A 20,453-nucleotide genomic window follows, 5' to 3' on the forward strand; every position below is an offset into this window, starting at 1 on the left:
ATGCGCGGGATTCTGTGAGGGGGGAGGTGAAGGCTATGCCGATGCGATCGGAGTTCGGATCACGAACGCGGGTTTGCCGCCACGCGGCAACAGTGGGGACGGCGACGGCACGGTGCAAGGCTTGAGCCGGGTCATGCCCGGCCCCGGCCCGTTCGATGTCGCGAACGGCCCGGGCCAGAGCGCGCCGCGTCCACGCCGGTTGCGGCGCTGGCTGCGTTGGCTGATCGCGCTGCCGTTCCTGTTCGTGCTGGCCTCGATCCTGCAGGTCGCGAGCCTGCGTTTCATCGATCCGCCGTTTTCGGCGTTCATGATGATCCGCCAGTTCGAGGCATGGGGTTCGGGCGATTTCGGCTTCCGCCTGGCCCACGACTGGCGCGACCTGGACGAGATCTCGCCGAACCTGCCGGTGGCGCTGGTCGCCTCGGAGGACCAGAACTTCGCCGAACATTTCGGCTTCGATCTCAAGGCGATCGAAAAGGCGCGCAAGAACAACGAGCGCGGCCGCAAGGTCCGCGGCGGCAGCACGATCAGCCAGCAGACCGCCAAGAACCTGTTCCTGTGGAGCGGCCGCAGCTGGATCCGCAAGGGCATCGAAGCCTGGTACACGCTGCTGCTGGAGACGATGTGGCCCAAGCATCGGATCATCGAGGTCTACGCCAACATCGCTGAGTTCGGCGACGGCGTGTACGGCGCCCAGGCCGCGGCGCGCACCTTCTACCGCAAGGACGCCAGCCAGCTGGCGCCGGCCGAGGCCGCGCGCATGGCCGCGGTGCTGCCCAATCCCAAGCGTTACAGCATCGCCAGGCCGGGGCCGTACGTGCAGCGGCGGGCCGGGGCGATCCAGCGCCAGATGCGCTACATCGGCGGCAGCGAATACCTCAAGCAACTCGAGTGAAGCCCGCCGCGATGCGCCCGCGGCTACTATGCGCAGCATGAGCCGCGATCGCGTCACCGTCGTCCTGGCCGCCTTCGACGAGGCGGCCAGCCTGCCCCTGCTGCAGCCGCGCATCGCCGCGGCGCTGGACGCCTTGCGGGCCGACGGCGTCGAGGGCCGCGTGCTGTACGTCGACGACGGCAGCCGCGACCGCACCTGGCCGATCCTGCAGGAGATCGCCGCGGCCGATCCGCGGGTGTCGCTGCTGCGGCTGTCGCGCAACTTCGGCAAGGAGGCCGCTTTGACCGCCGGTCTGGATCTGGTCGACGACGGCGCCGCGCTGATTCTCGACGCCGATGGGCAAGACCCGCCGGAATTGATCGCGCAATTCGTCGCGCTGTGGCGCGAAGGTTATGACGACGTGTACGGCACCCGCCTGGAACGCGAAGGCGAAGGCTGGCTCAAGCGCGGCACCGCGCATGCGTTCTACCGGGTGATCGGACGGCTGTCGCGCACGCCGATCCCGGCCGACACCGGCGATTTCCGCCTGCTCTCGCCGCGCGCGCTGGACGCATTGCGGCAATTGCGCGAGCGCCATCGATTCATGAAGGGCCTGTTCGGCTGGATCGGCTACAACCGCATCGCGGTGCCGTATCACCGCGAACCGCGGGTGGCCGGCGCCAGCAAGTTCAACCTGTGGCGGTTGTGGAACCTGGCGCTGGAAGGCATCACCAGTTTCTCGACCGCGCCGCTGCGGCTGGCCACGTATCTGGGGCTGGCGACGGCGCTGGTGGCGTTCGCGTACGCGCTCAAGGTGGTGATCAAGGCGCTGCTGTTCGGCGACCCGGTGCAGGGCTGGCCGACGATGATGGCGGTGATCCTGTTCCTGGGCGGCGTGCAGCTGATCGCGCTGGGCCTGATCGGCGAATACCTGGGCCGGCTGTACGAGGAATCCAAACAGCGGCCGCTGTACCTCGTCGACACCTGGCAGCCCGCGGCAGGAGTATCCTCGGGGCAGACCCGGTTTTCCCAGCTCGATCCCCAGCTCGTGGAAGGAGACCGTAATGCGCACCGTACGACAGCTGTTGGACGCCAAGGCGGCTGAGGTTTTCGCGATCGGCCCCGATGCGCCGGTCATCGACGCGATCCGGTTGATGGCCGAAAAACGGATCGGCGCGGTCCTGGTGATGGAGGGATCGCGATTGGCCGGGATCCTGTCCGAGCGCGACTACGCCCGCAAGATCGTGCTGCAGGGCCGTTCCTCGGCCGACACCCCGGTACGCGACATCATGACCGCGCAGGTCGTCAGCGTGAGCCTGGGCGACAGCGCCGAGCGCTGCATGCAGATCGTGACCGAGCGGCGCATCCGCCACTTGCCCGTGCTCGAAGACGGCGAGGTGATCGGCGTGGTGTCGATCGGCGACCTGGTCAAAGCGGTGATCGAGGATCAGCAGGTGGAACTGGATCAGTTGCAGCGCTACATCGCCAGCTGATCGCCTGATCCATTCATCGTGCGGCTCGGGCGTGAGTCCGGGCCGTTATTACTTGAACGAACACTTGAGCGAAGGATACGCATGACCTGTGTGAAACCTGAAGCGATCGGCCTGGCGTCGGCGCTGATCATCCTGTTGACGGCCTGCGGCGCCAAAGCGCCCGACGCCGAAGCGGCCGCCGTTCCCGCCGTCGCCGCCGCCGCGCCGGTGGATGTGTCGAAAGGGCCGGCGACCGCGACCGTCTCGGCCGATGGCGAGGTCATCGCGATCAAGGTTCCCGAGCGCACCATCGAGCTGAGCGTGGCCGATGTGTTCGGCATGCAGAAAACCAAATTCGACAAGGCCATCATCGTCGCGCAAGGGCACCAGGGTGATCGCTACGACGTGCTGTTGCGGGCCGAGGCCCCCAGCGATCCGAAGCAGGACGGCGGGCGCTGCGCCAAGGGCCGCGAAATATCGATGCGGCATATCGCGTTCGACACCGGTTCGACCACGACCAGCTCGTCCAGCGATTTCGAGTCCTGCCTGGATCGACTGCGCGTGGTCGCCGAACGTCGCGAGCCCGATGGGCGGCTTGAGTACGATCTCAAGCAAGGCCACGAGGACGGCAGCGAGAGCGACGTTTACCTGCATTACGAAACCGTGGATTTCAAGAAGTCGATCAACTTCTGAATCGATAGCCGCGCGCGAATCGCGCGGCATTCAATTCACCAGGTGGTCGGCGTAGCCGACGTCCTTGCCTGGTCCCAACTGCACTGTCACTAACGACGCCGCTGGCGGCGCGATGGTGCCTCGTGCGATCACCGCCGCGCCGCGCAGGCTCAGGCGTTTGTAGTCGGAATGCGGGTTTGGCTTCGTCTTAGCCCGATGCTGCTATTGCTGTTGCCCGAGCCGGAAGTCGCGGCTTCCATCCAGCGCTGCGAGGCTAGTAACTCGCGTTAGCAACAGCACACCCGAAGGGCGGCGCACATGGATGTGCGCCGTGCGCCACCGAGACAGGATGTCTCGTGTGGCGCATGCCCGCGTAAGCACCGCACTTGCGGGCACTTGATTCAAAGAAAAGCGTTTTTCTTTGGTTACCTTTCTTTTGTCGCTTTTGACAAAAGAAAGTAACTCGGCCGCTTGCGGACGAAAGCTGTTGATCTTGCCTTTGGTTTCAAAAGCTCTGGAGCTTCAAAGCTTCAAAGCTTCAAAGCTTCAAGGCTTCAAGGCTTCAAGGCTTCAAAGCTTCAAAGCCTTTAAAGCTGCAAGCAGGATCAAAAGCGTTCCGCCGCTAAAGCGGCGGGTCACTTTCTTTTGTCTAAAGCAACAAAAGAAAGGTAACCAAAGAAAAATGCTTTTTTGTGAATCAAGGGCCCGCAAGCTCGGTGCCTACGCGGGCACGCGCCACACGGGACATCCTTGTCCCGGTGGCGCGCGACGCGCATCCATGCGCGTCGCCCTTCGGGTGTGCTTTTGCTAACGCGAGTTACAAGCCTCGCAGCGCTGGATGGGAGCCTCGACTTCCGGCTTGAGCCAAAGCCAAGCCAAAGCGAAGGGTCAGGCTGCGTCACAACCAGAATTTGGGCTGAGGTGGCAATAACGCCAGAGTCGATGCCGCGTGTCCGGCAATGCGCTCAGCAATGGCATTCGCTGAAAAATGCGGAGGGCAATGCCCAATCAATTCACCACATGGCCCGCACACCCCGCATCCTTGCCCGGCCCCAACTCCAACGTCGCCAACAACGCCGCCGGCGGCGCGATGGCGCCCAGCGCGATCGCCGCCGCGCCGCGCAGGCCCAGGCGTTTGTAGTCGGGGCGCGCGTTGGGTTGCTTGAAGGTGCCGGTGACCATCAGCGGCGCGCGCAGCGACAGGAAACTGCGGTCCTTCGGTCGCGCGCGGATGGTGAGGTCGAGCTTTTCCTCGCGCAGACTGATCGTGCCTGCACCGACCAACACCGTGTCGCTGGTGTCGAACGCCAGCGACTGCGCGGTCATCACTCCGTCGTTGACGGCGAAGTCGCCGAACGCGCAGCGGATCGGGATCTTGCGGTCGTGGGTCAGCTTGAACTTGAGGATCTCGGCCAGATCGATGCCGGCGAATTCCATCAGCAGGTTGCTGATCTGGCCCTGGCCCATGCCGACCGCAATGCTGCCGTCGCCGCTGCCGAGCATCTTGGCGATCGAGTTGCCGCTGCCGCTCAGGACGATGCGTCCGCCGACCTTGCCGACCGCATCCTGGGCCAGTTTCACTTCGGGCAGCAGCTTGGACAGGGTCAGGCCGCGCGCAGTGATGTCGGCGCGGGTGCGGATGGTGGCGTTGCGCGCGTCCATGGTGATGTTGGAGCGGATGTCGCCGTCGGCGACGCCGAAATTCAGCGGATCGAGCTTGAGCAGGCCGTTTTCCAGTAGCAGATGCGCCTGCATGTCGTCCAGCGGCCAGCCCGGCGCGTTGATCCGCGCGGCCTTGAGCTTTACGTCCGCATCCATCGAACGCAGCTTGTCGAGGCGGTACGGCGTGTCGGGCAGCAGCTTGGGTTTCGCGTCGAGTTGCGCGTTCTGCGCGGCGAGTTCGGGATTGGTGCTTTCGCCGCGGCCGGTCTGCGGCGGCGCGCCGATGAAGCCGGCGAGGTCGTCGAAGTCCAGGCGTTTGGAAATCAGGTCGGCGCGCAGATACACCCGTGGCCCGCCGGTGTCGACGCTGGCGTCGCCTGCCAGATCGCTGTCGCCGACCTTGCCGGTGAAATCGTCGTAGTTCCAGCGCACGCCGTCGCGGCGCAGGCGGCCGTCTAGCGCGTACGGCGGGGTCGGCGGGATCGCCACGCCGATCAGCGGGTACAGGTCGGCGAGGTTCTTGCCGGCCAGTGCGAACTGCAGGTCGAAGTCGCGCAGATGAAACGGATCGACCAGTTCGCCGCGCGCATGCGCGCGGGTCGCGCCGGCCACCGCGCGCAGGTTCAAGCGATACGGCTTCTGGCTGTTGCTCAGTTCCAGCGGCGATTCGGCGCGGCCTTGCAGGGTGAAGCGGTTGGCTTTCCAGTGACCGCCGCCGTCGACCTCGACCGGCGGCGCGGCGTCTTCGCGGCGCGGCTGGCGGCTGTTGACGCTCAGGCGGATGTCGGTCTTGCCGGCCGGATCGAGGAATTCCATGCGGCCGTCCTGGATCCAGATCTTGCGGAATCTCGGCAGTTCGCCGCCGCCGCCGCGTTCGAACACCCAGTTGCCGCCGTGCTTGGCGTCGGTCTGCAGGTTGACCCGCGGCTGGGTCAGGCGGATGTCGGGAATGCGGATGTCGCCCTTGAACAAGGGCCAGACTTCGATCGACAGTTCCAGCCGCTGCGCGGTCGCCATCATCGGCTGCTTGGCCCATGGCGCATTGGCGAAGCTCAGTCCGTCGGCGCGGATCACCGACACCCGGCCCAGGTCGACATCGAGGTTGCCGTCGATGTCGAACTTGCGTCCGGTGCGCGCTTCGACCTGGCGTTCGATCGGGCCCTTGAACCAGTTCCAGTCCCACAGCGCGATCAGCGCCACGATCGCCAGCGCGATCACGCCCAGCAGGCTGAGCCAGGGATGGCGGCGAATCGACGCGAATCCGCCGCGCGCGGGCGGAGCTTGGCCGGCGCCGTCGGCAGCGGCGTTATCGGAAGCGGACATGTTCGGATCGGGTGTGCTCATCGCGTAAGCGCGAAGGCCGGGGCGTAGCGGCGATGCGACCGCAATACGGCGCAGCGCCCTCTCGGCCCGCGCGGCGGGACCTGTGCTGAGGTTGGTCCCACCATCGCCACCGGTCGGTAAAGCGAGAGTGAATGCGTGGTGGATGCGGCGTGCGGCGTTCAGCCCGCCCGAGCGTCGTGGATCGGGCGCGCGGCGTCGCGCCGGTGGGTCACGCTTGTGAAATCACGCCCCGGGAATCAGGCGCGAAGCCGGCACCACCTGCGATAGCACCGCGATGTAATGGCAGACGCTGCCGCCCACGACGAACAGATGCCAGATCGCGTGCGAGTACTTCAGCGACGGCCGGTGATAGAACACCGTGCCCAGCGTGTAGCAGATGCCGCCGGCGAGCAGCCAGCCCAGGGTCGAGGCGTCGAGCGCGTTGAGCAGGGGCTTGGCCGCCACGATCACCAGCCAGCCCATGGCGATGTAGATGATGGTCGACAGCAGCTTGAAGCGGCCGGTGTAGAACAGCTTGAACACGATCCCGGCCACGGCCAGGGCCCAGATCGCCGCGAACAGGCCCCAGCCCCACGGACCGCGCAGGCCGATCAGGGTGAACGGGGTGTAGGTGCCGGCGATCAGCAGATAGATCGCGCAATGGTCGAAGACCTTCAGCCGGCCCTTGACGATCGGGTGCTGGATCGCGTGGTACAGGGTCGAGGCGAGGTACAGCAGCAGCAGGCTGATCCCGAACACGATCGCGCTGCCGAGCTGCCAGGCGTCGCCGTACAGCGCGGCCAGGGTGATCATCACCGCGCCGCCGGCCAGGGCCGCGGTGGCGCCCAGACCGTGGGTCAGGGCATTGGCGATCTCTTCGCGGATCGAGTGCTCGCCGTGAGCGGGGGCATGGGCGATGGTCATGGTTCCAGCATCCTAGCGCGGTCTGGGGCCAATGCTCGTCGCGAATGCGAATCGACCGCAACGGCAAGACAGCGTGGAGTCGGTTTCGCGACTTCGGTCACGCGGGGCCGGGCTTGCGGCCGTGGATCGGCCCAGTGGGGCGGGGCGACAGGCTGGACGCCGGGCGATAGCCATGCGACGGGACCGAGAGCCAGACGCGTTGCGTTGCCGAGCCCGCGCCGACGGGGCAGTCATCGCCGTGACGAAGTCGCGCGCACTCTGCGTACCCGGGCGCGGACGACCCCGCCGCCCGCGCGCCGCGCCGCATTCATTCCAGCGCGTTGAGCCTTCGGATCCGCCGCAGCCGGCGCTGGATCTTGTGCGGCCTGGCGAAGCGGTACTGCTCGACTTCGACCAGCAGCGCGCAATCCTCGCCGAACGCCTCGCGCATCGCATACAGGCGGCCGTTGCCTTCGAACGCCAGCCAGCGTTCGCCGTCCTGGACGACCTTGATCTGCGAGACCGAGGGAATGATCTCGTTCAACGCGGCCAGATCGAGCCGGCCGTGCGCGAGCAGTTCCTCGCGGCGCGCGCTCAGCGCCTGAGCCCGCGCGCGGGTGGCCTGCAGCGCCGATTCGCGGTCGATGCCGTGGATCGGATGCAGCGCCCGCAGCGGCACCATCGCCTGGGCCTTGTCGCTGCGCAGGCGGTGGATGTCCACGATCACCTTGGCCATGTAGGCGTCCTTGTAGTCGAGCGCGGCGACTTCGCTGCGCTTGCTCAACAAGTACGTCCACCACCGGCGCAGCGGCGACATCAGTCCAGCGCCACCGCGTGCGCGTGTTCGCGCGTGGCCAGGAATTCCACGCCCGGCGCGCGTTCCTGCGCCAGTTGCAGGTTGACCCGGGTCGGCGCCAGATAGACCAGTTGCCCGGCCGCGTCCAGCGACAGGTTCAGCGCGTTCTTGTCGCGGAATTCCTCGAGCTTCTTGGCGTCGCTGCAGCGGATCCAGCGCGCGGTGGCGACGCTGACCTGCTCGAAGCTCGCATCCACGCCGTATTCGTCCTTGAGGCGATAGGCGACCACGTCGAACTGCAGCACGCCGACCGCGCCGAGGATCAGGTCGTTGCTCATCAGCGGGCGGAAGAACTGGGTCGCGCCTTCCTCCGACAACTGCGCCAGGCCCTTCTGCAGCTGCTTGAGCTTGAGCGGATCGCGCAGGCGCGCGCGGCGGAACAGCTCTGGCGCGAAGTTCGGGATGCCGGTGAACGACAGCGGCTCGCCTTCGCTGAAGCTGTCGCCGATCGAGATCGTGCCGTGGTTGTGGATGCCGATGACGTCGCCGGGAAACGCGGTCTCGGCGATCTCGCGATCGGAGGCCATGAAGGTCAGCGCGTTGGCGAGTTTGACTTCCTTGCCGGTGCGCGCGTGGAAAGCTTTCATGCCGGCGTTGAACTTGCCCGAGCAGATGCGCATGAACGCGACCCGGTCGCGGTGCTGCGGGTCCATGTTGGCCTGGATCTTGAACACGAAGCCGCTGAGTTTTTCCTCGGCCGGCTGCACGTCGCGGGTGGTGGTCTCGCGTGGCTTGGGCGAGGGCGCGTGCTCGACGAAGAAGTCGAGCAGCAGCTGCACGCCGAAGTTGTTGACCGCTGAGCCGAAGAACACCGGGGTCTGTTCGCCGGCCAGATATTTGGCCTTGTCGAACGGATGCGAGGCGCCTTCGACCAGTTCCAGCTCGTCGCGCAGTTCGGCCAGCATCGGCGCGCCGATCCGCGCTTCCAGCGCCGGGTCGTCGATCGAGGCGAAGATGGTCGAATCCTGGCGGGTGAAGTTGCGGCCCTGTTCGTACAGATGCACCTCGCCGGTCATCAGGTGGACCACGCCCTTGAGGCGCTGGCCCATTCCGATCGGCCAGGTGATCGGCGCGCACTGGATGCCGAGCACGCTTTCGACTTCGTCGAGCAGGTCGATCGGGCTCTTGCCTTCGCGGTCGAGCTTGTTGATGAAGGTCATGATCGGCGTGGTGCGCAGCCGGCAGACCTCCATCAGCTTGATCGTGCGTTCCTCCACGCCCTTGGCCACGTCGATGACCATCAGCGCCGAGTCGACCGCGGTCAGCACGCGGTAGGTGTCCTCGCCGAAGTCGGCGTGGCCGGGGGTGTCGAGCAGGTTGACGATGTGGTCTTCGTAGGGGAACTGCATCACCGACGAGGTCACCGAGATGCCGCGCTCCTTTTCCAGCGCCATCCAGTCGGAGGTCGCATGGCGCGCGGCCTTGCGGCCCTTGACGCTGCCGGCCATCTGGATCGCGCCGCCGAACAGCAGCAGCTTTTCGGTCAGCGTGGTCTTGCCGGCGTCGGGGTGCGAAATGATCGCGAAGGTGCGGCGGCGGAGGGCTTGTTGGGAGACTTCGGACATGAGTACGGCGCGCCGGGGGCGCGTCGGCCGGTAAGGGGAAGGCGGCGATTATACCTGTGGACGGCGGCCGGGCTGGGGATGCCCTGGCGAACCCCGCCGAGGCCGTTTCACCGCCCGGAAATCTCCGCGGTGGGCCCGTCAGGCCGGACGCGGTCCGGTCCTGCAGCACGATCCCAGCGAAAAACCTCGGCCCCGAAAGCCCCCCGAACGACCTCGAAGCGCCGAGACTCATCCCGATTCCCGATTCCCGATTCCCGATTCCCGATTCCCGGCCGTTAACGAGTCCCGCCACTAAGCCGCAACGGCCCCTGTGGCCCGTTGATCCGCACCGGGATCGATTCCAGCCGCATGCCGCGGTTGATCTGCACGGCGAAATGCAGGTGCGGCCCGGTGCTGAAACCGGTGTTGCCCGACAGGCCGATCTGCTGGCCGGCGCGGACCCGCTGGCCCACGCGCACGATCACGCCGTTGTCGGCCTTGAGGTGGGCGTACAGGGCCATGGTCCCGTCGTCGTGGAGGATGCGCACGAAGTTGGCGCGGTCGCCGAACTTCTCCAGGTTGAGTCCGGCCTTGTCGAAATCCGATTCGACCTGCATCACCACGCCGTCGCGCGCGGCCAGCACCGGGGTGCCGATGTCGGCGGCGAAGTCGATCGCGTAGCGGTGTTCGGGCTCGGTATGGCTGAAGTGGCCGCCGTAACCCTGGTCGATGCGGAACTGCTGCTGTTGCAGCGGCAGCAGGTACTCGACGTTGCGCGCGCGGGCGCGCGGGTCGCCAGGCACGCTGCGCATGGTCAGTTCGAAGTCGCCGCCGCGGGTCGGGTCCTGGGCGCTGAGCACGGCGACCACGGCGCTGCCGCGCGCGTCCACGGTGGCGTTGGCGGGCAGGCTGGGATTGCCGGCGATGTTGTTGCTGTGGGTGAAATCGAGCTGCACTTCGACCGGTCCGGACAGGCTGTTGTCGGCCCAGGCCAGGTAGCGGTCGCCGTCCTGCTGCACGCGCAGCCGCGCGATCGCGCCGGGCTCGGCGCGGAACGGGATGACCTTGACCTCCGACGGCGGCGCCGCGGACGGCGCGCGATCGCCGTAATGGGTGATGCCGCTCTTGTCGGTCCAGCGATACAGCTTGCCGGCCTGCGCCGCGGGGACGGCGAGCAGGAGCATGCACAGGCACATTGCGATCGGAGTGGGCAGGCGCGGCATAGTCGGGTCGGGCGGAGGCGGGGTCAGTTCAGGCAACTCGATTGCAACTGCAGGGCGCGGGCCACGTCGCCCAGGTCGAACGCGGTCACCGAGCGGTCGTCGTGGACCGCATACAGCGCGCCGGTCGGGAATGCGTTGGTGCCGGCCGCGTGCAGGGCGATGCCGTCGGTGTGCGCGGTCACCTCGCCGCTGAAGCTGCCGCGCGGTTCCAGGCTGTCGCGGTCGTAGACATGGAAGATGGTGCGCGGCATCAGCTGGTCGACCGCGATCCAGTAGCCGTCGCCGGCGCCGCAGCTCCACAGCGCGACGCCTTCGGCCTGGGCCTGGAAGCTGCGGTCGGGCACGCGCCGGCCGGTGTAGCGGCCGTCCAGGGTGTATTCGCGCAAGGTCGACAGGTGGCGCTGGTCTTCGTCGGCGATCAGCAGGCGATCGCCCGCGGCGTCGCCGGCGATCGATTCGACCACCCGCAGCGCGGTATCGGCGTGGGTATCGCCGAACGCGCCTTGATACTCGGCGCTCATCGCATCGTTGTCGTCGAAGCGCAGGCGGTAGCGGCGCACGCGCTGGGCGAGTTCGGCCAGCGGCGGCACCTGATCGAATTTCTCGCCGTACATGAAGCTGTCGGTGATGTAGGCATCGAGTTCGCCGGGCGCGGTCTCGTTGACCCACACGCCGTATGGGCTGCGCAGCTGCGCCTCGCCGAAGCTGCCGAGCGGGGCGAAGTCGGGCAGATGCAGAACCTGGACCCGGTGGTTGTCGCGCTCGACCACGAACAGGTGGTCGCCGAACACCGCCAGTCCGTTGGGACGCTTGAACTGTCCGGCCGCGCCGCCCTTTTCGCCGAAAGTGCGCAGGCGCTGGCCGGTGTCGGCGTCGTAGACGGCCAGGCGGTGGGTCGATTTGGCGCTGGCGATCAGCCAGGTCGAACCGTCCGGGGTCGGCCAAGTGGCGAGCGAATCGAGCTCGTCCTGCGGACTTTCGGCCGAGACGAACCGCTCGGGCACGATCCGCAGCCCGGCCGGCGTCACGCTGGTGAAGCGCGTTTCCGATTCCAGGGTGGGACGGGTCAGGGCGCAGGAGGACAGCAACAGCGTCGTCAGGGCGGCGGCGAGGAGGCGGCTATTCATCGGCTTAAGTGTATGCGCGGGCGATGTCGGCCGGGTGGCGGCAGCGACCGGGATCGGGGGCTAAATAATAAATCGCTATATGCGGATGAAGCGATTGACACGCCCGCCGGGCATCGGCAGACTGTGGCCATCCATCGAGACCGGCAGAGGGACAGGCCCTTTGAAGCCGGGGCAACCCAAGGCGGCGCAAGCCGCGTGAAGGTGCCAATTCCTGCGGCCCGCCTCATGGCGTCGGTCGGAAGATGGTTGCGAAGCGCGCTTTCCCGCGCGCTTGCGACTTGCGAACTCGGTGGCCCCGTTCACTTCGGATGACCGCCATGAGCTTCGCCCCCAGCACCGCCGCCGCCGACCGCGCCGAAAGCTTCGTCTCCTATTCCGCCGCTGCTGCGCCTATCGCGTTCGAGCGTCCGGCCGCGCGCGTCACCGCGACTCGCGGCGAGATCGGCATCGAACTGGAACTGCGCCACTCCGGCCGCCGCGCGCTGACCCTTCGTTACGAAACCCAGGGCGATGCGAGCTTGCCTGCGCTGTTCGTGGCCGGCGGCATCTCGGCGCACAAGCATCTGGCGCCGAGCCGCGAGTTCGGCGAGCAGGGCTGGTGGGAGTGCCAGGTCGGCAACGGCCGTTCGCTGGATCCGACCCGTTATCACCTGGTCTCCTTCGACTGGCTCGGCGCCGACGGTTCGCTCGACATCGCGCTCGATCCGGCCGATCAGGCCGACGCGATCGCCGCGCTGCTCGATGCGCTGGGCATCGACCGCCTGCAGGCCTTCGTCGGTTATTCCTACGGCGCGATGGTCGGCCTGCAGTTCGCCTCGCGCCATCCGGCGCGGGTCGGCGAAGTGATTTCGATCAGCGGCACCCACCGCGCCCATCCCTATGCCGCGGCGTGGCGCGCGCTGCAACGCCGCGCGGTCGCGCTGGGCGCGCTGCAGTGCGACGAAAGCCAGGGCCTGGCCCTGGCGCGCGAGCTGGCGGTGCTGAGCTACCGCACCCCGGAAGAATTCGCCGAGCGTTTCGGCGCCGCGCAAGTGGTCGACGGCCGCGTGCGCGTCGCTGCCGAGGACTACCTCGACCATTGCGGCAACAAGTACGTCGCGCGCACTTCGCCGACCGCGTTCCTGCGCTTGTCCGAATCGATCGACCTGCAGCAGGTCGATCCCTCGAGCATCCGCGCGCCGGTCACCGTGGTCGCCGTCACCGAGGACCGCCTGATCCCGCTGAGCGAGTCCTACGACCTGATCGAACGCCTGCGCGGCGAAACCCGCCTGCGCGTGCTGCGTTCGATCTACGGCCACGACGCGTGCCTGAAAGAACAAGCCCAGATCGACACCATTCTTCGCGAAGCGTTGGCCGACTGCACGTCGGTGGCCGCATGAGCATTCATAACTACGGAGCGGCCCACGTGAGCAATCCCCATAACCCGCAGCATTCCACGCCCCTGCGCAACGCCTGTACCGCGGCGGTGCGTGCCGGCATCGACCGCGATACCGCGCACGGCGCGGTGACGCCGCCGATCGTGCTGTCGTCGAACTTCAGCTTCGCCGGCTTCGACCAGAAGCGTCAGTACGACTACACCCGCAGCGGCAATCCGACCCGCGATCTGCTGGCCGAAGCGCTGGCCGAACTCGAAGGCGGCGCCGGCGGCGTGATCACCTCGACCGGTATGTCCGCGATCACCCTGGTGCTGCACGCCTTCCTCAAGCCCGGCGACCGCATCGTGGTACCGCATGACGGCTACGGCGGCAGCTGGCGCCTGTTCAATGCGCTGGCGGCGAAGGGCGCGTTCGAACTGGTCACCGCCGACCTCACCGATCCGCGCTCGCTGACCGAAGCGCTGGCGACCAATCCGGCGGTGGTGTGGATCGAAACCCCGTCCAACCCGCTGCTGCGCATCACCGACCTGCGCTTCGTCATCGAAGCCGCGCAGGCGCAGGGCGCGCTGACGGTGGTCGACAACACCTTCCTGTCGCCGGCCTTGCAGCGTCCGATCGCGTTCGGCGCCGATCTGGTCGTGCATTCGACCACCAAGTACATCAACGGCCACAGCGACGTGGTCGGCGGCGCGGTCGTGGCCAGGACCGCCGAGCATCAGCAGCAGCTGACATGGTGGGCGAACGCGCTCGGCCTGACCGGCTCGCCGTTCGACGCCTTCCTGACCCTGCGCGGCCTGCGCACGCTCGATGCGCGCCTGCGCGTGCACCAGGAAAACACCCAGGCCATCGCCGAACTGCTCGACAATCATCCGGCGGTGCGCGTGGTCCATTACCCGGGCCTGGAATCGCATCCGGGCCATGCGCTGGCCGCGCGCCAGCAGAAGGGTTTCGGCGCGATGCTCAGCGTCGAGATCGACGGCGGCGTCGAAGCGGTGCGCGCCTTCGTCGACGGCCTGACCTGTTTCACCCTGGCCGAATCGCTGGGCGGCGTCGAAAGCCTGATCGCGCATCCGGCGACCATGACCCACGCGGCGATGTCGCCCGAAGCGCGCGCCGCCGCCGGTATCGGCGACGGCCTGCTGCGCCTGTCGGTCGGCATCGAGCACCTCGACGACCTGATCGCCGATCTGCAGGCCGCGCTGGAACGCGCGAGCGCGGCGGTGGCCACGGCGGCGCGCGTCAAACGATGAACGTCGCGGCCGGCGTTGCGCATTCGGAAACGTTGCGAGCGCTCGCGCCGCAACCGCAGGCCCGCGCCGCCAACGCATCCGCGCGGGTCGCCCTGCTCGGCACCGGCACGGTCGGCAGCGCGGTGATCGCGCGGTTGGCCGGCTGGCGCGGCGGCGCGCTGGACGGACGCGTGTCGCTGGTGCATGTGGCCAATTCGCGGCGCGCGGCCGTCGCCGACGCCATCGCGCCGGAGCAGGCGGTGGCGGCGTTGGCCGAATCGAGCCGCGCCAGTTCGCTCGACGAAGTCGCATCGGCGCTGCACGGCGACGGCGCGCGCGTGGTGATCGACGCGACCGCGAGCGAAGCGGTCGCCGAGCGTCATGCGCAGTGGCTGGCGCAGGGCATCCATGTGGTGACCGCGTGCAAGATCGGCCAGGGCACCACGCTCGCGCGCTGGCGCGCGATCCGCGAGGCCTGCGCTTACGGCGGCAGCGGTTACGGCGACAGCGCCACGGTCGGCGCGGGTCTGCCGCTGCTGCGTTCGCTGCGCGAGTTGCAGGCCGGCGGCGATCGCATCCACGCCATCGCCGGGGTGTTGTCGGGATCGCTGGCGTGGTTGTTCAATCATTACGACGGCATGCGTCCGTTCTCGGCGCTGGTGCGGCAGGCACGCGACGCCGGTTACACCGAGCCCGATCCGCGCGACGATCTGTCCGGCGAGGACGTGCGGCGCAAATTGCTGATCCTGGCGCGCGCGGCCGGCGTGGCGCTGGATGCGAGCGAGGTCGAGGTAGCCTCGCTGGTGCCGCCGGAACTGGCGATCCTGTCCAAGGACAGCGTCGATGCGGCCTTGCCGGCGCTCGACGGTCCGCTGCGCGAGCGTTACGCCGCCGCCTACAAGGACGGCGCGAAGCTGCGTTTTCTCGCCCGCCTGGAGCGCGGCGAGGACGGTAAGGTCAGCGCCAAGGTCGGGCTGGAATCGTTGCCGGGCGATCATCCGCTCGCCGGTGGCGCGGGCACCGACAACAAGGTCGCGATCTGGTCGGATCGTTATCGCGCGCAGCCGCTGGTGATCCAGGGGCCGGGCGCGGGCGCCGAGGTGACGGCGGCGGGGTTGCTGGATGATGTGTTGCGGTTGATCAGTTGATCGCGTGAGCATCATGGCTCAGGCGCTCTAACGCTCAAGCGCCTGAGCCACGCGGCCTAACTCGCCACCGCCCGCTGTTGCTGTTCCCCCCTTTGGAAAAGGGGGCAGGGGGGATTCGCTTTTGCTCTTGACGTTGGTCGCCGTCGCGGTTGCGCGGTCGCGGCTCGCGCCGCTCCTACAGGCAGCGCGGCGTAACTTGTCGCCGCTACAGCGCCCGCTGTTGCTGTTCCCCCCTTTGGAAAAGGGGGGCAGGGGGGATTCGCTTTTGCTCTTGACGTTGCTCGTAGTCGAGGTTGCGCGGTCGCGGCTTGCGCCGCTCCTACAGGTAGCCCATGCAGGACCGACGCGAGTCGCAGCCGCCAATCCTCACGTTGCGCGCAACTTACATGTGCATGAACGGCAGGTCCGGCCACGTTCGGCGCGTAACTCACGCCGCGTCCACATCAATGCCACGCATCGTGCATAACATTCGCCGCATTGGCGAATGGCGGCCCTAGAATGCCCGGACCCTTCGGCGCAGACCCGCCGATCCGCGCGTCCCGCGCATTCCGACCAGGCCTCGCCACGCATGATTTCGCCACGTACGACTGCGCCACGCATGGTCACGATCCGTTGGCTGCCGCTGCTGGCGTTGCTCTGCCTGAGCGTGGGCTGCGCGCGGCTGTTCGACCCGAAGGACGAATTCGACCGCAGCCCGATGCCGGGCGCGCCGGACTATCGCGACGAACGCAGTTGGGCGGCGCTGCCGACCCGGCGCGACGACGCCGACGCCACTCCGATCGGCATGCGCCACCGCCAGCTCGATGCGCCGGTCGATGTGTTCTTCATCCACCCGACCACGTATTTCTCGCGCGACAGCTGGAACCAGCCGCTGGGCGACGAACGCGCCGATCGCGGCACCGACTTCACTCTGCGCGCGCAGGCCAGCGCCTTCAACGACAGCGGCCGGGTGTTCGCGCCGTATTACCGGCAGATGTCGCTCGCCGGCTACGTGTCGGCGTCCGATGCGGACCGCGACAAGGCGCTGGATCTGGCCTACGCCGACGTGCGCGCCGCGTTCGCCGCGTACCTGCAGCATTATTCCAACGGCCGGCCCTTCATCATCGCCGCGCACAGCCAGGGCAGCGGCCACGGCCTGCGCCTAGTGTCTGAGCTGATGTCCGACCTCGCCGCCGATCGCAGCCTGCGCAAGCGTCTGGTCGCGGCCTACCTGATCGGCGCGCCGGTGCCGCGCGACAGCCTGCAGCGGGTGATCCCCGGCGTGCCGCTGTGCAACGCGCCGAGCCAGACCGGTTGCGCGGTGTTCTACAACTCGGTCGAGGCCGGCGAAGACCGGCCCAAGCGGTTCGAGCGGGTGCGCGCGTGGTATCCCGACGGTTATCGCACCATCGAACAGCCGTCGTTGCTGTGCGTGAACCCGGTGACCTGGCGCGCCGACGAAACCGTCAGCGAGGCCTCGGCGCATCGCGGTTCGGTGCATGCCGAGCCGCGGCGTCCCTTGCCCGAGCCGCAATCGGGCCGGGTGACCGCGCAATGCCAGGACGGCCTGCTGTCGGTGAGCTTGCCCGACGGCGAATGGCGCCGGTTCTGGTTCGGCGGCGATCAGCACGTCAACGACTATCAACTGTTCTACATGGACATCCGCGCCAATGCCGCGCAGCGGGTCGCGGCGATGCGCAAGGGTTCGAACGCGACGCAGGGGACGGCCACGCCGACGCGCGGCAAGGCCAAGGCCGCGCGCAAGCCCAAGCGCTGAGCGTTTCGCGTCGCCGCATGGGCGACGCGGCGGATCGCGACCGCGCGGCGCATTACACTGCGCTGATGAATCTCGACGCCGACATCGTGCCGGGCCGATCCATCGGCGGCATCGTTCTGGGTCAGCAAGCGCTGGAACCGATCGAGCGTCTGCAACAGCGCGCCCGGGTCGTCGCAAGGCCGGCCCTGAACCCCGACTACACCTGCTACGACATCGACGAGGCGATGACGATCGTCGTCGCCAATCATGATTTCCTCGTCGCCAATCTGGCCGCGCGCGGCGGTTACCGCGGCCGTTTGTTCGGCTACATCCATGCCGGCATGCGCGTGCATGAGCTGATCGCCGGGCGCCCAGCGCCTTGCTGCGGGCGATCCACCTGCATAACGAATTCGTGTACCTGGACCGCGCCGAGAGCGTCGGTTTCCTGTTGCCGCCGCGCTACGACGACGTGGCCGACCGGATCGAGCATCTGCCGGCCGAGCTCGTGCTCGACACGTTGTATGTGATGCCGCCGGCGATGCGGCAGGTGCCGGGTCGTGACGGCAAGCCGGTGTGGCGGCCGGTCGATTGAGCCGCCGCGCATTGGGATGCGGGTGGATCGCTGAGATGGTGGGCTGAAGCGCCGACTTGTGCGTTGGTACTGTCTTGCTCGGACGTTGCATCGTGCGATCGGAGCGGGCTGACGAACTCGTTGAGCGAACGGCCGTGGCGTCGCGCGCGGATGGTCCAAGCCGACAGGCATCGCGTTGCCGATAGCGAGGCATGGTTGCGCGAATCGCGCTCGGGCCGACCCATGGGCAAAGGCGAGTGCCTGCCGCCGAAAACGAAATCGGAGCGCCGATCGGGGGGGTGATCGGCGCTCCGTTGCAGATCACCGTGGCGTATCGCTCGCCACGGCTTTGCAAAAGCGGGAAATTCGCGACGCGCGATGGCGTCGTGTGGGTCGTGTGAGCGTGGGCGGCGGTTGCGGTGCCTGCGGCCCTCACCCCAACCCCTCTCCCGCGAGCGGGAGAGGGGCTTTCACGTCAGGCCGATTACTTCAGGCCATCGTTGATCGCGGTGGCCAGGCTGCCCTGGGCGTCGTCGCCGCTGAATTCCCAGAAGAACGCGCCGCCCAGGCCCTGGGCCTTGACGTACTGCATCTTCTGGCCGATCAGCTGCGGCGTGTCGTAGCTCCACATCGTGGTGCCGTTGTACTTCCAGGTGGCCTGCGCGTTGTTGTCGGTGTAGACCGTGCCGGGCAGGTTCTTGAGCACCTTGTAGTCCTCGATGCCCGCCTCGTAGGTGCCCGGCGCGGCGCTGCCGCTCTGGTATAGGCCGTTGTTGACGTTGGGCACGTTGGTCCAGCCGCGGCCGTAGAAGCCGATGCCAAGGTTGAGCTTGCTGGCCGGCACGCCGCGCGACAGGAAGGCTTCGATGGCGTCGTTGGAGTTGTACAGCTTGACGTCGCCGGTCGACGGATCGTTCGGCGAGGCGAACAGCGCCGAGTGGTGATTCGTCTTGGCTTCCCAACCGCCGTGGAAGTCGTAGGTCATCACGTTGATGAAATCCAGGTACTGGTGGTACGCACCGGGATTGGTCACACGGATCTTGTCGATGCCGGCGCCGACCGCGACGGTCAGCAACAGGCCCGGACGCACCGCGTCGAGCTGACGACGGAACTCGGCCAGCAACGCGGTGAAGTTGGCGTTGTCCTCCGGACGCTGCGCCGTCGGGCACTCGATACCGCAGACCACCGGGTATTCCCAGTCGATGTCGATGCCGTCGAACACGCCGGCCGCCGCGCCCGGACCGCCCGCGCCGTCGGTGACCGGCAGGTTGCCCTTGATGTAGGCGTCGACGCAGGACGCGACGAAGGCCTGACGGTTTTCAGGACGCGCCGCACTCGGGAAGTTGCGCGACCAGGTCCAGCCGCCGAGCGAGATCAGCACCTTGATGTTCGGGTGCTTGGCCTTGAGCTGCTTGAGCTGATTCCAGCTGCCGCGCAACGGCTGATCCCAGGTATCGGCCGCGCCGCTGACGCTTTCGCCGGCCTGGAAGGCCTTGGTGTAATCGGCGAACGCATCGCCGCCGGCGCCGGTGTTCGGATCGGACGCGACGGTCACGCCGACTTCGCAGCGGTTGTTGCGCACGTTGCCGAAGGCGTAGTTGATGTGGGTCAGCTTGCTGGCCGAACCGCTGGTGTCGATGTTCTTGACCCGGTAGTTGCGGCCGTAGATGCCCCACTGGGCGAAGTAGCCGATCACCTTCTTGTTGCCGCCGACGACCGGCGGTTTGGTGGTCGCGCTGATCGACGCGCTCTGCGCCGAGGCGTTGCCGGCGTTGTCGCGCGCGCGCACGGTGAAGCTGTAGCTGGTGCTCGCGGCCAGGCCGCTGACGGTGTAGCTGTTGCTCGCCGGCGAACCGACGAGGCTGCCGCTGCGATACACGTCGTAACCGGCCACGCCGCTGCCGCCGCTGTTGTCGGTCGACGCGTTCCAGCTCAGCGAGACGCTGTTGGAGGTCTGCGACGGCGAGCTCAGGCCGCCGGGGACGCTCGGCGGGGTGGTGTCGGCCGGGCCGGAGGCGACGGTGATGCTGACCGCGGCCGAGGTCTTGGTCGCGCCGAGGTTGTCCTTGGCGACCGCGGTGAAGCTATGGCTGCCGGCGGTGGCGTTGTTCCAGGTCACCGCATACGGCGCGCTGGAGTCGACGCCGAGCGAGCTGGCGCCGCGGAAGAATTCGACGCTGGCGACGGTGCCGTCGCTGTCGGCGGCGTTGGCGCTGACGGCGATGTTGGCGCCGACGTTGTAGCTGGCGCCGGCGGTCGGCGAGGTCAGCGACACGGTCGGTGCCTGATTGCCCGGGCCGGTGCCGCATACGCCCAGGTCGGCGTAGTAGTTGCAGCTCGGGCAGTAGTTGGGCGGGGTGTTCCAGATCGGGCCGTTGGCCTGATACAGATGATTTTGGTACGTCATCTTGTCGCCGGCGGCGTAGATGGCGGTTGCGTTCCAGGCGGCGACGCCGGCGCAGGACGCGCCTTGGGCGTAGGCCGTCGACAGCGACGATGCGGCAAGCATGGTCGACAACAGCAGGTGGGCGGACCGAGTGTGTCTCATGGTGCTTCCTCTCTCCCGTGCATAGTCAAGACATTGCCGGCCATGGCCGGCCAGCGGCGGTTCCCGCCCGTGTTGAAGGAAGGCCCTCGAACCTTCCGTCGTGCATGGGAGGCTCGGGCCTCCTCGAGTGATCGGCGGATAACCGCCGTCGGTGATGCATTGCTTGCCGCGCACTGCCGCGGTAACGGCG

Annotated in this window: 16 protein-coding genes and 1 riboswitch; of the genes, 9 read left to right on the plus strand and 7 right to left on the minus strand. The window is 67.5% G+C overall.

The window, feature by feature from the left end:
* The first annotated feature begins 133 nt into the window (after positions 1 to 133).
* The 4 genes from mtgA to IEQ11_RS05435 all read left to right on the plus strand — a co-directional run bounded on the left by mtgA (position 134) and on the right by IEQ11_RS05435 (position 3,039).
* Positions 134 to 895 (plus strand): monofunctional biosynthetic peptidoglycan transglycosylase, encoded by a 762-nt coding sequence (gene mtgA / locus IEQ11_RS05420; RefSeq protein WP_057923448.1) that lies wholly within the window; start codon positions 134 to 136, stop codon positions 893 to 895.
* A 37-nt stretch (positions 896 to 932) separates the two neighbouring features.
* Entirely contained in the window at positions 933 to 1,979 is a 1,047-nt protein-coding gene (locus tag IEQ11_RS05425) for a glycosyltransferase family 2 protein (RefSeq protein ID WP_191823792.1), read from the plus strand.
* Positions 1,939 to 2,367 (plus strand): CBS domain-containing protein, encoded by a 429-nt coding sequence (locus IEQ11_RS05430; RefSeq protein ID WP_046655704.1) that lies wholly within the window; start codon positions 1,939 to 1,941, stop codon positions 2,365 to 2,367. The genes IEQ11_RS05425 and IEQ11_RS05430 overlap by 41 nt, the downstream gene beginning before the upstream one ends.
* An 81-nt stretch (positions 2,368 to 2,448) precedes the next feature.
* Positions 2,449 to 3,039: a hypothetical protein gene (locus IEQ11_RS05435; RefSeq protein WP_191823791.1), complete on the plus strand. Its 591-nt coding sequence runs from the start codon at positions 2,449 to 2,451 to the stop codon at positions 3,037 to 3,039.
* A gap of 987 nt (positions 3,040 to 4,026) precedes the next feature.
* On the opposite strand, the gene IEQ11_RS05440 is transcribed toward IEQ11_RS05435, so the two are convergent.
* The 6 genes from IEQ11_RS05440 to IEQ11_RS05465 all read right to left on the minus strand — a co-directional run bounded on the left by IEQ11_RS05440 (position 4,027) and on the right by IEQ11_RS05465 (position 11,656).
* Positions 4,027 to 6,003, minus strand: coding sequence for an AsmA family protein (locus IEQ11_RS05440; protein WP_228465021.1), 1,977 nt, complete (start codon positions 6,001 to 6,003; stop codon positions 4,027 to 4,029).
* Positions 6,004 to 6,246: 243 nt separating this feature from the next.
* Complete coding sequence (gene trhA, locus IEQ11_RS05445) at positions 6,247 to 6,927, minus strand: PAQR family membrane homeostasis protein TrhA (protein WP_051547900.1); 681 nt, start codon at positions 6,925 to 6,927, stop codon at positions 6,247 to 6,249.
* A gap of 307 nt (positions 6,928 to 7,234) precedes the next feature.
* Positions 7,235 to 7,690 (minus strand): hypothetical protein, encoded by a 456-nt coding sequence (locus IEQ11_RS05450; protein ID WP_152669876.1) that lies wholly within the window; start codon positions 7,688 to 7,690, stop codon positions 7,235 to 7,237.
* Positions 7,691 to 7,722: 32 nt separating this feature from the next.
* Positions 7,723 to 9,327 (minus strand): peptide chain release factor 3, encoded by a 1,605-nt coding sequence (locus tag IEQ11_RS05455; RefSeq protein ID WP_036114910.1) that lies wholly within the window; start codon positions 9,325 to 9,327, stop codon positions 7,723 to 7,725.
* Positions 9,328 to 9,602: 275 nt separating this feature from the next.
* Complete coding sequence (locus IEQ11_RS05460) at positions 9,603 to 10,490, minus strand: peptidoglycan DD-metalloendopeptidase family protein (protein ID WP_228465020.1); 888 nt, start codon at positions 10,488 to 10,490, stop codon at positions 9,603 to 9,605.
* 62 nt (positions 10,491 to 10,552) lie between these two features.
* The gene (locus tag IEQ11_RS05465; RefSeq protein ID WP_046655712.1) at positions 10,553 to 11,656 is read right to left on the minus strand and encodes an NHL repeat-containing protein; all 1,104 of its coding nucleotides are present in this window, start codon (positions 11,654 to 11,656) and stop codon (positions 10,553 to 10,555) included.
* 128 nt (positions 11,657 to 11,784) lie between these two features.
* Positions 11,785 to 11,905, plus strand: a riboswitch (SAM riboswitch).
* A gap of 68 nt (positions 11,906 to 11,973) precedes the next feature.
* Here IEQ11_RS05465 and metX point away from each other — a divergent pair.
* The 5 genes from metX (at position 11,974) to IEQ11_RS05490 (ending at position 17,736) form a co-directional block, all read left to right on the plus strand.
* Positions 11,974 to 13,035, plus strand: a complete 1,062-nt coding sequence (gene metX, locus IEQ11_RS05470) for a homoserine O-succinyltransferase MetX (RefSeq protein ID WP_051547904.1) — start codon at positions 11,974 to 11,976, stop codon at positions 13,033 to 13,035.
* Positions 13,036 to 13,097: 62 nt separating this feature from the next.
* A complete protein-coding gene (locus IEQ11_RS05475) occupies positions 13,098 to 14,282 on the plus strand; it encodes an O-succinylhomoserine (thiol)-lyase (protein ID WP_046658815.1) in 1,185 nt (394 codons plus the stop codon).
* 32 nt (positions 14,283 to 14,314) lie between these two features.
* Positions 14,315 to 15,409 (plus strand): homoserine dehydrogenase family protein, encoded by a 1,095-nt coding sequence (locus IEQ11_RS05480; RefSeq protein ID WP_425494677.1) that lies wholly within the window; start codon positions 14,315 to 14,317, stop codon positions 15,407 to 15,409.
* Between the two features lie 598 nt (positions 15,410 to 16,007).
* Positions 16,008 to 17,165 carry a DUF3089 domain-containing protein gene (locus IEQ11_RS05485; RefSeq protein ID WP_191823592.1) on the plus strand — a complete coding sequence of 386 codons (1,158 nt, stop codon included), beginning with the start codon at positions 16,008 to 16,010 and terminating at the stop codon, positions 17,163 to 17,165.
* Positions 17,166 to 17,523: 358 nt separating this feature from the next.
* On the plus strand, positions 17,524 to 17,736 hold the full coding sequence (locus tag IEQ11_RS05490) for a hypothetical protein (RefSeq protein WP_191823591.1): 213 nt from the start codon (positions 17,524 to 17,526) through the stop codon (positions 17,734 to 17,736).
* A 463-nt stretch (positions 17,737 to 18,199) separates the two neighbouring features.
* Here IEQ11_RS05490 and IEQ11_RS25940 read toward each other — a convergent pair whose 3' ends face one another.
* Entirely contained in the window at positions 18,200 to 20,263 is a 2,064-nt protein-coding gene (locus IEQ11_RS25940; RefSeq protein WP_425494662.1) for a glycosyl hydrolase family 18 protein, read from the minus strand.
* Between the last annotated feature and the right edge of the window lie 190 nt (positions 20,264 to 20,453).

The organism is Lysobacter capsici (assembly GCF_014779555.2).
In the GTDB taxonomy this organism is placed as follows: domain Bacteria; phylum Pseudomonadota; class Gammaproteobacteria; order Xanthomonadales; family Xanthomonadaceae; genus Lysobacter; species Lysobacter capsici.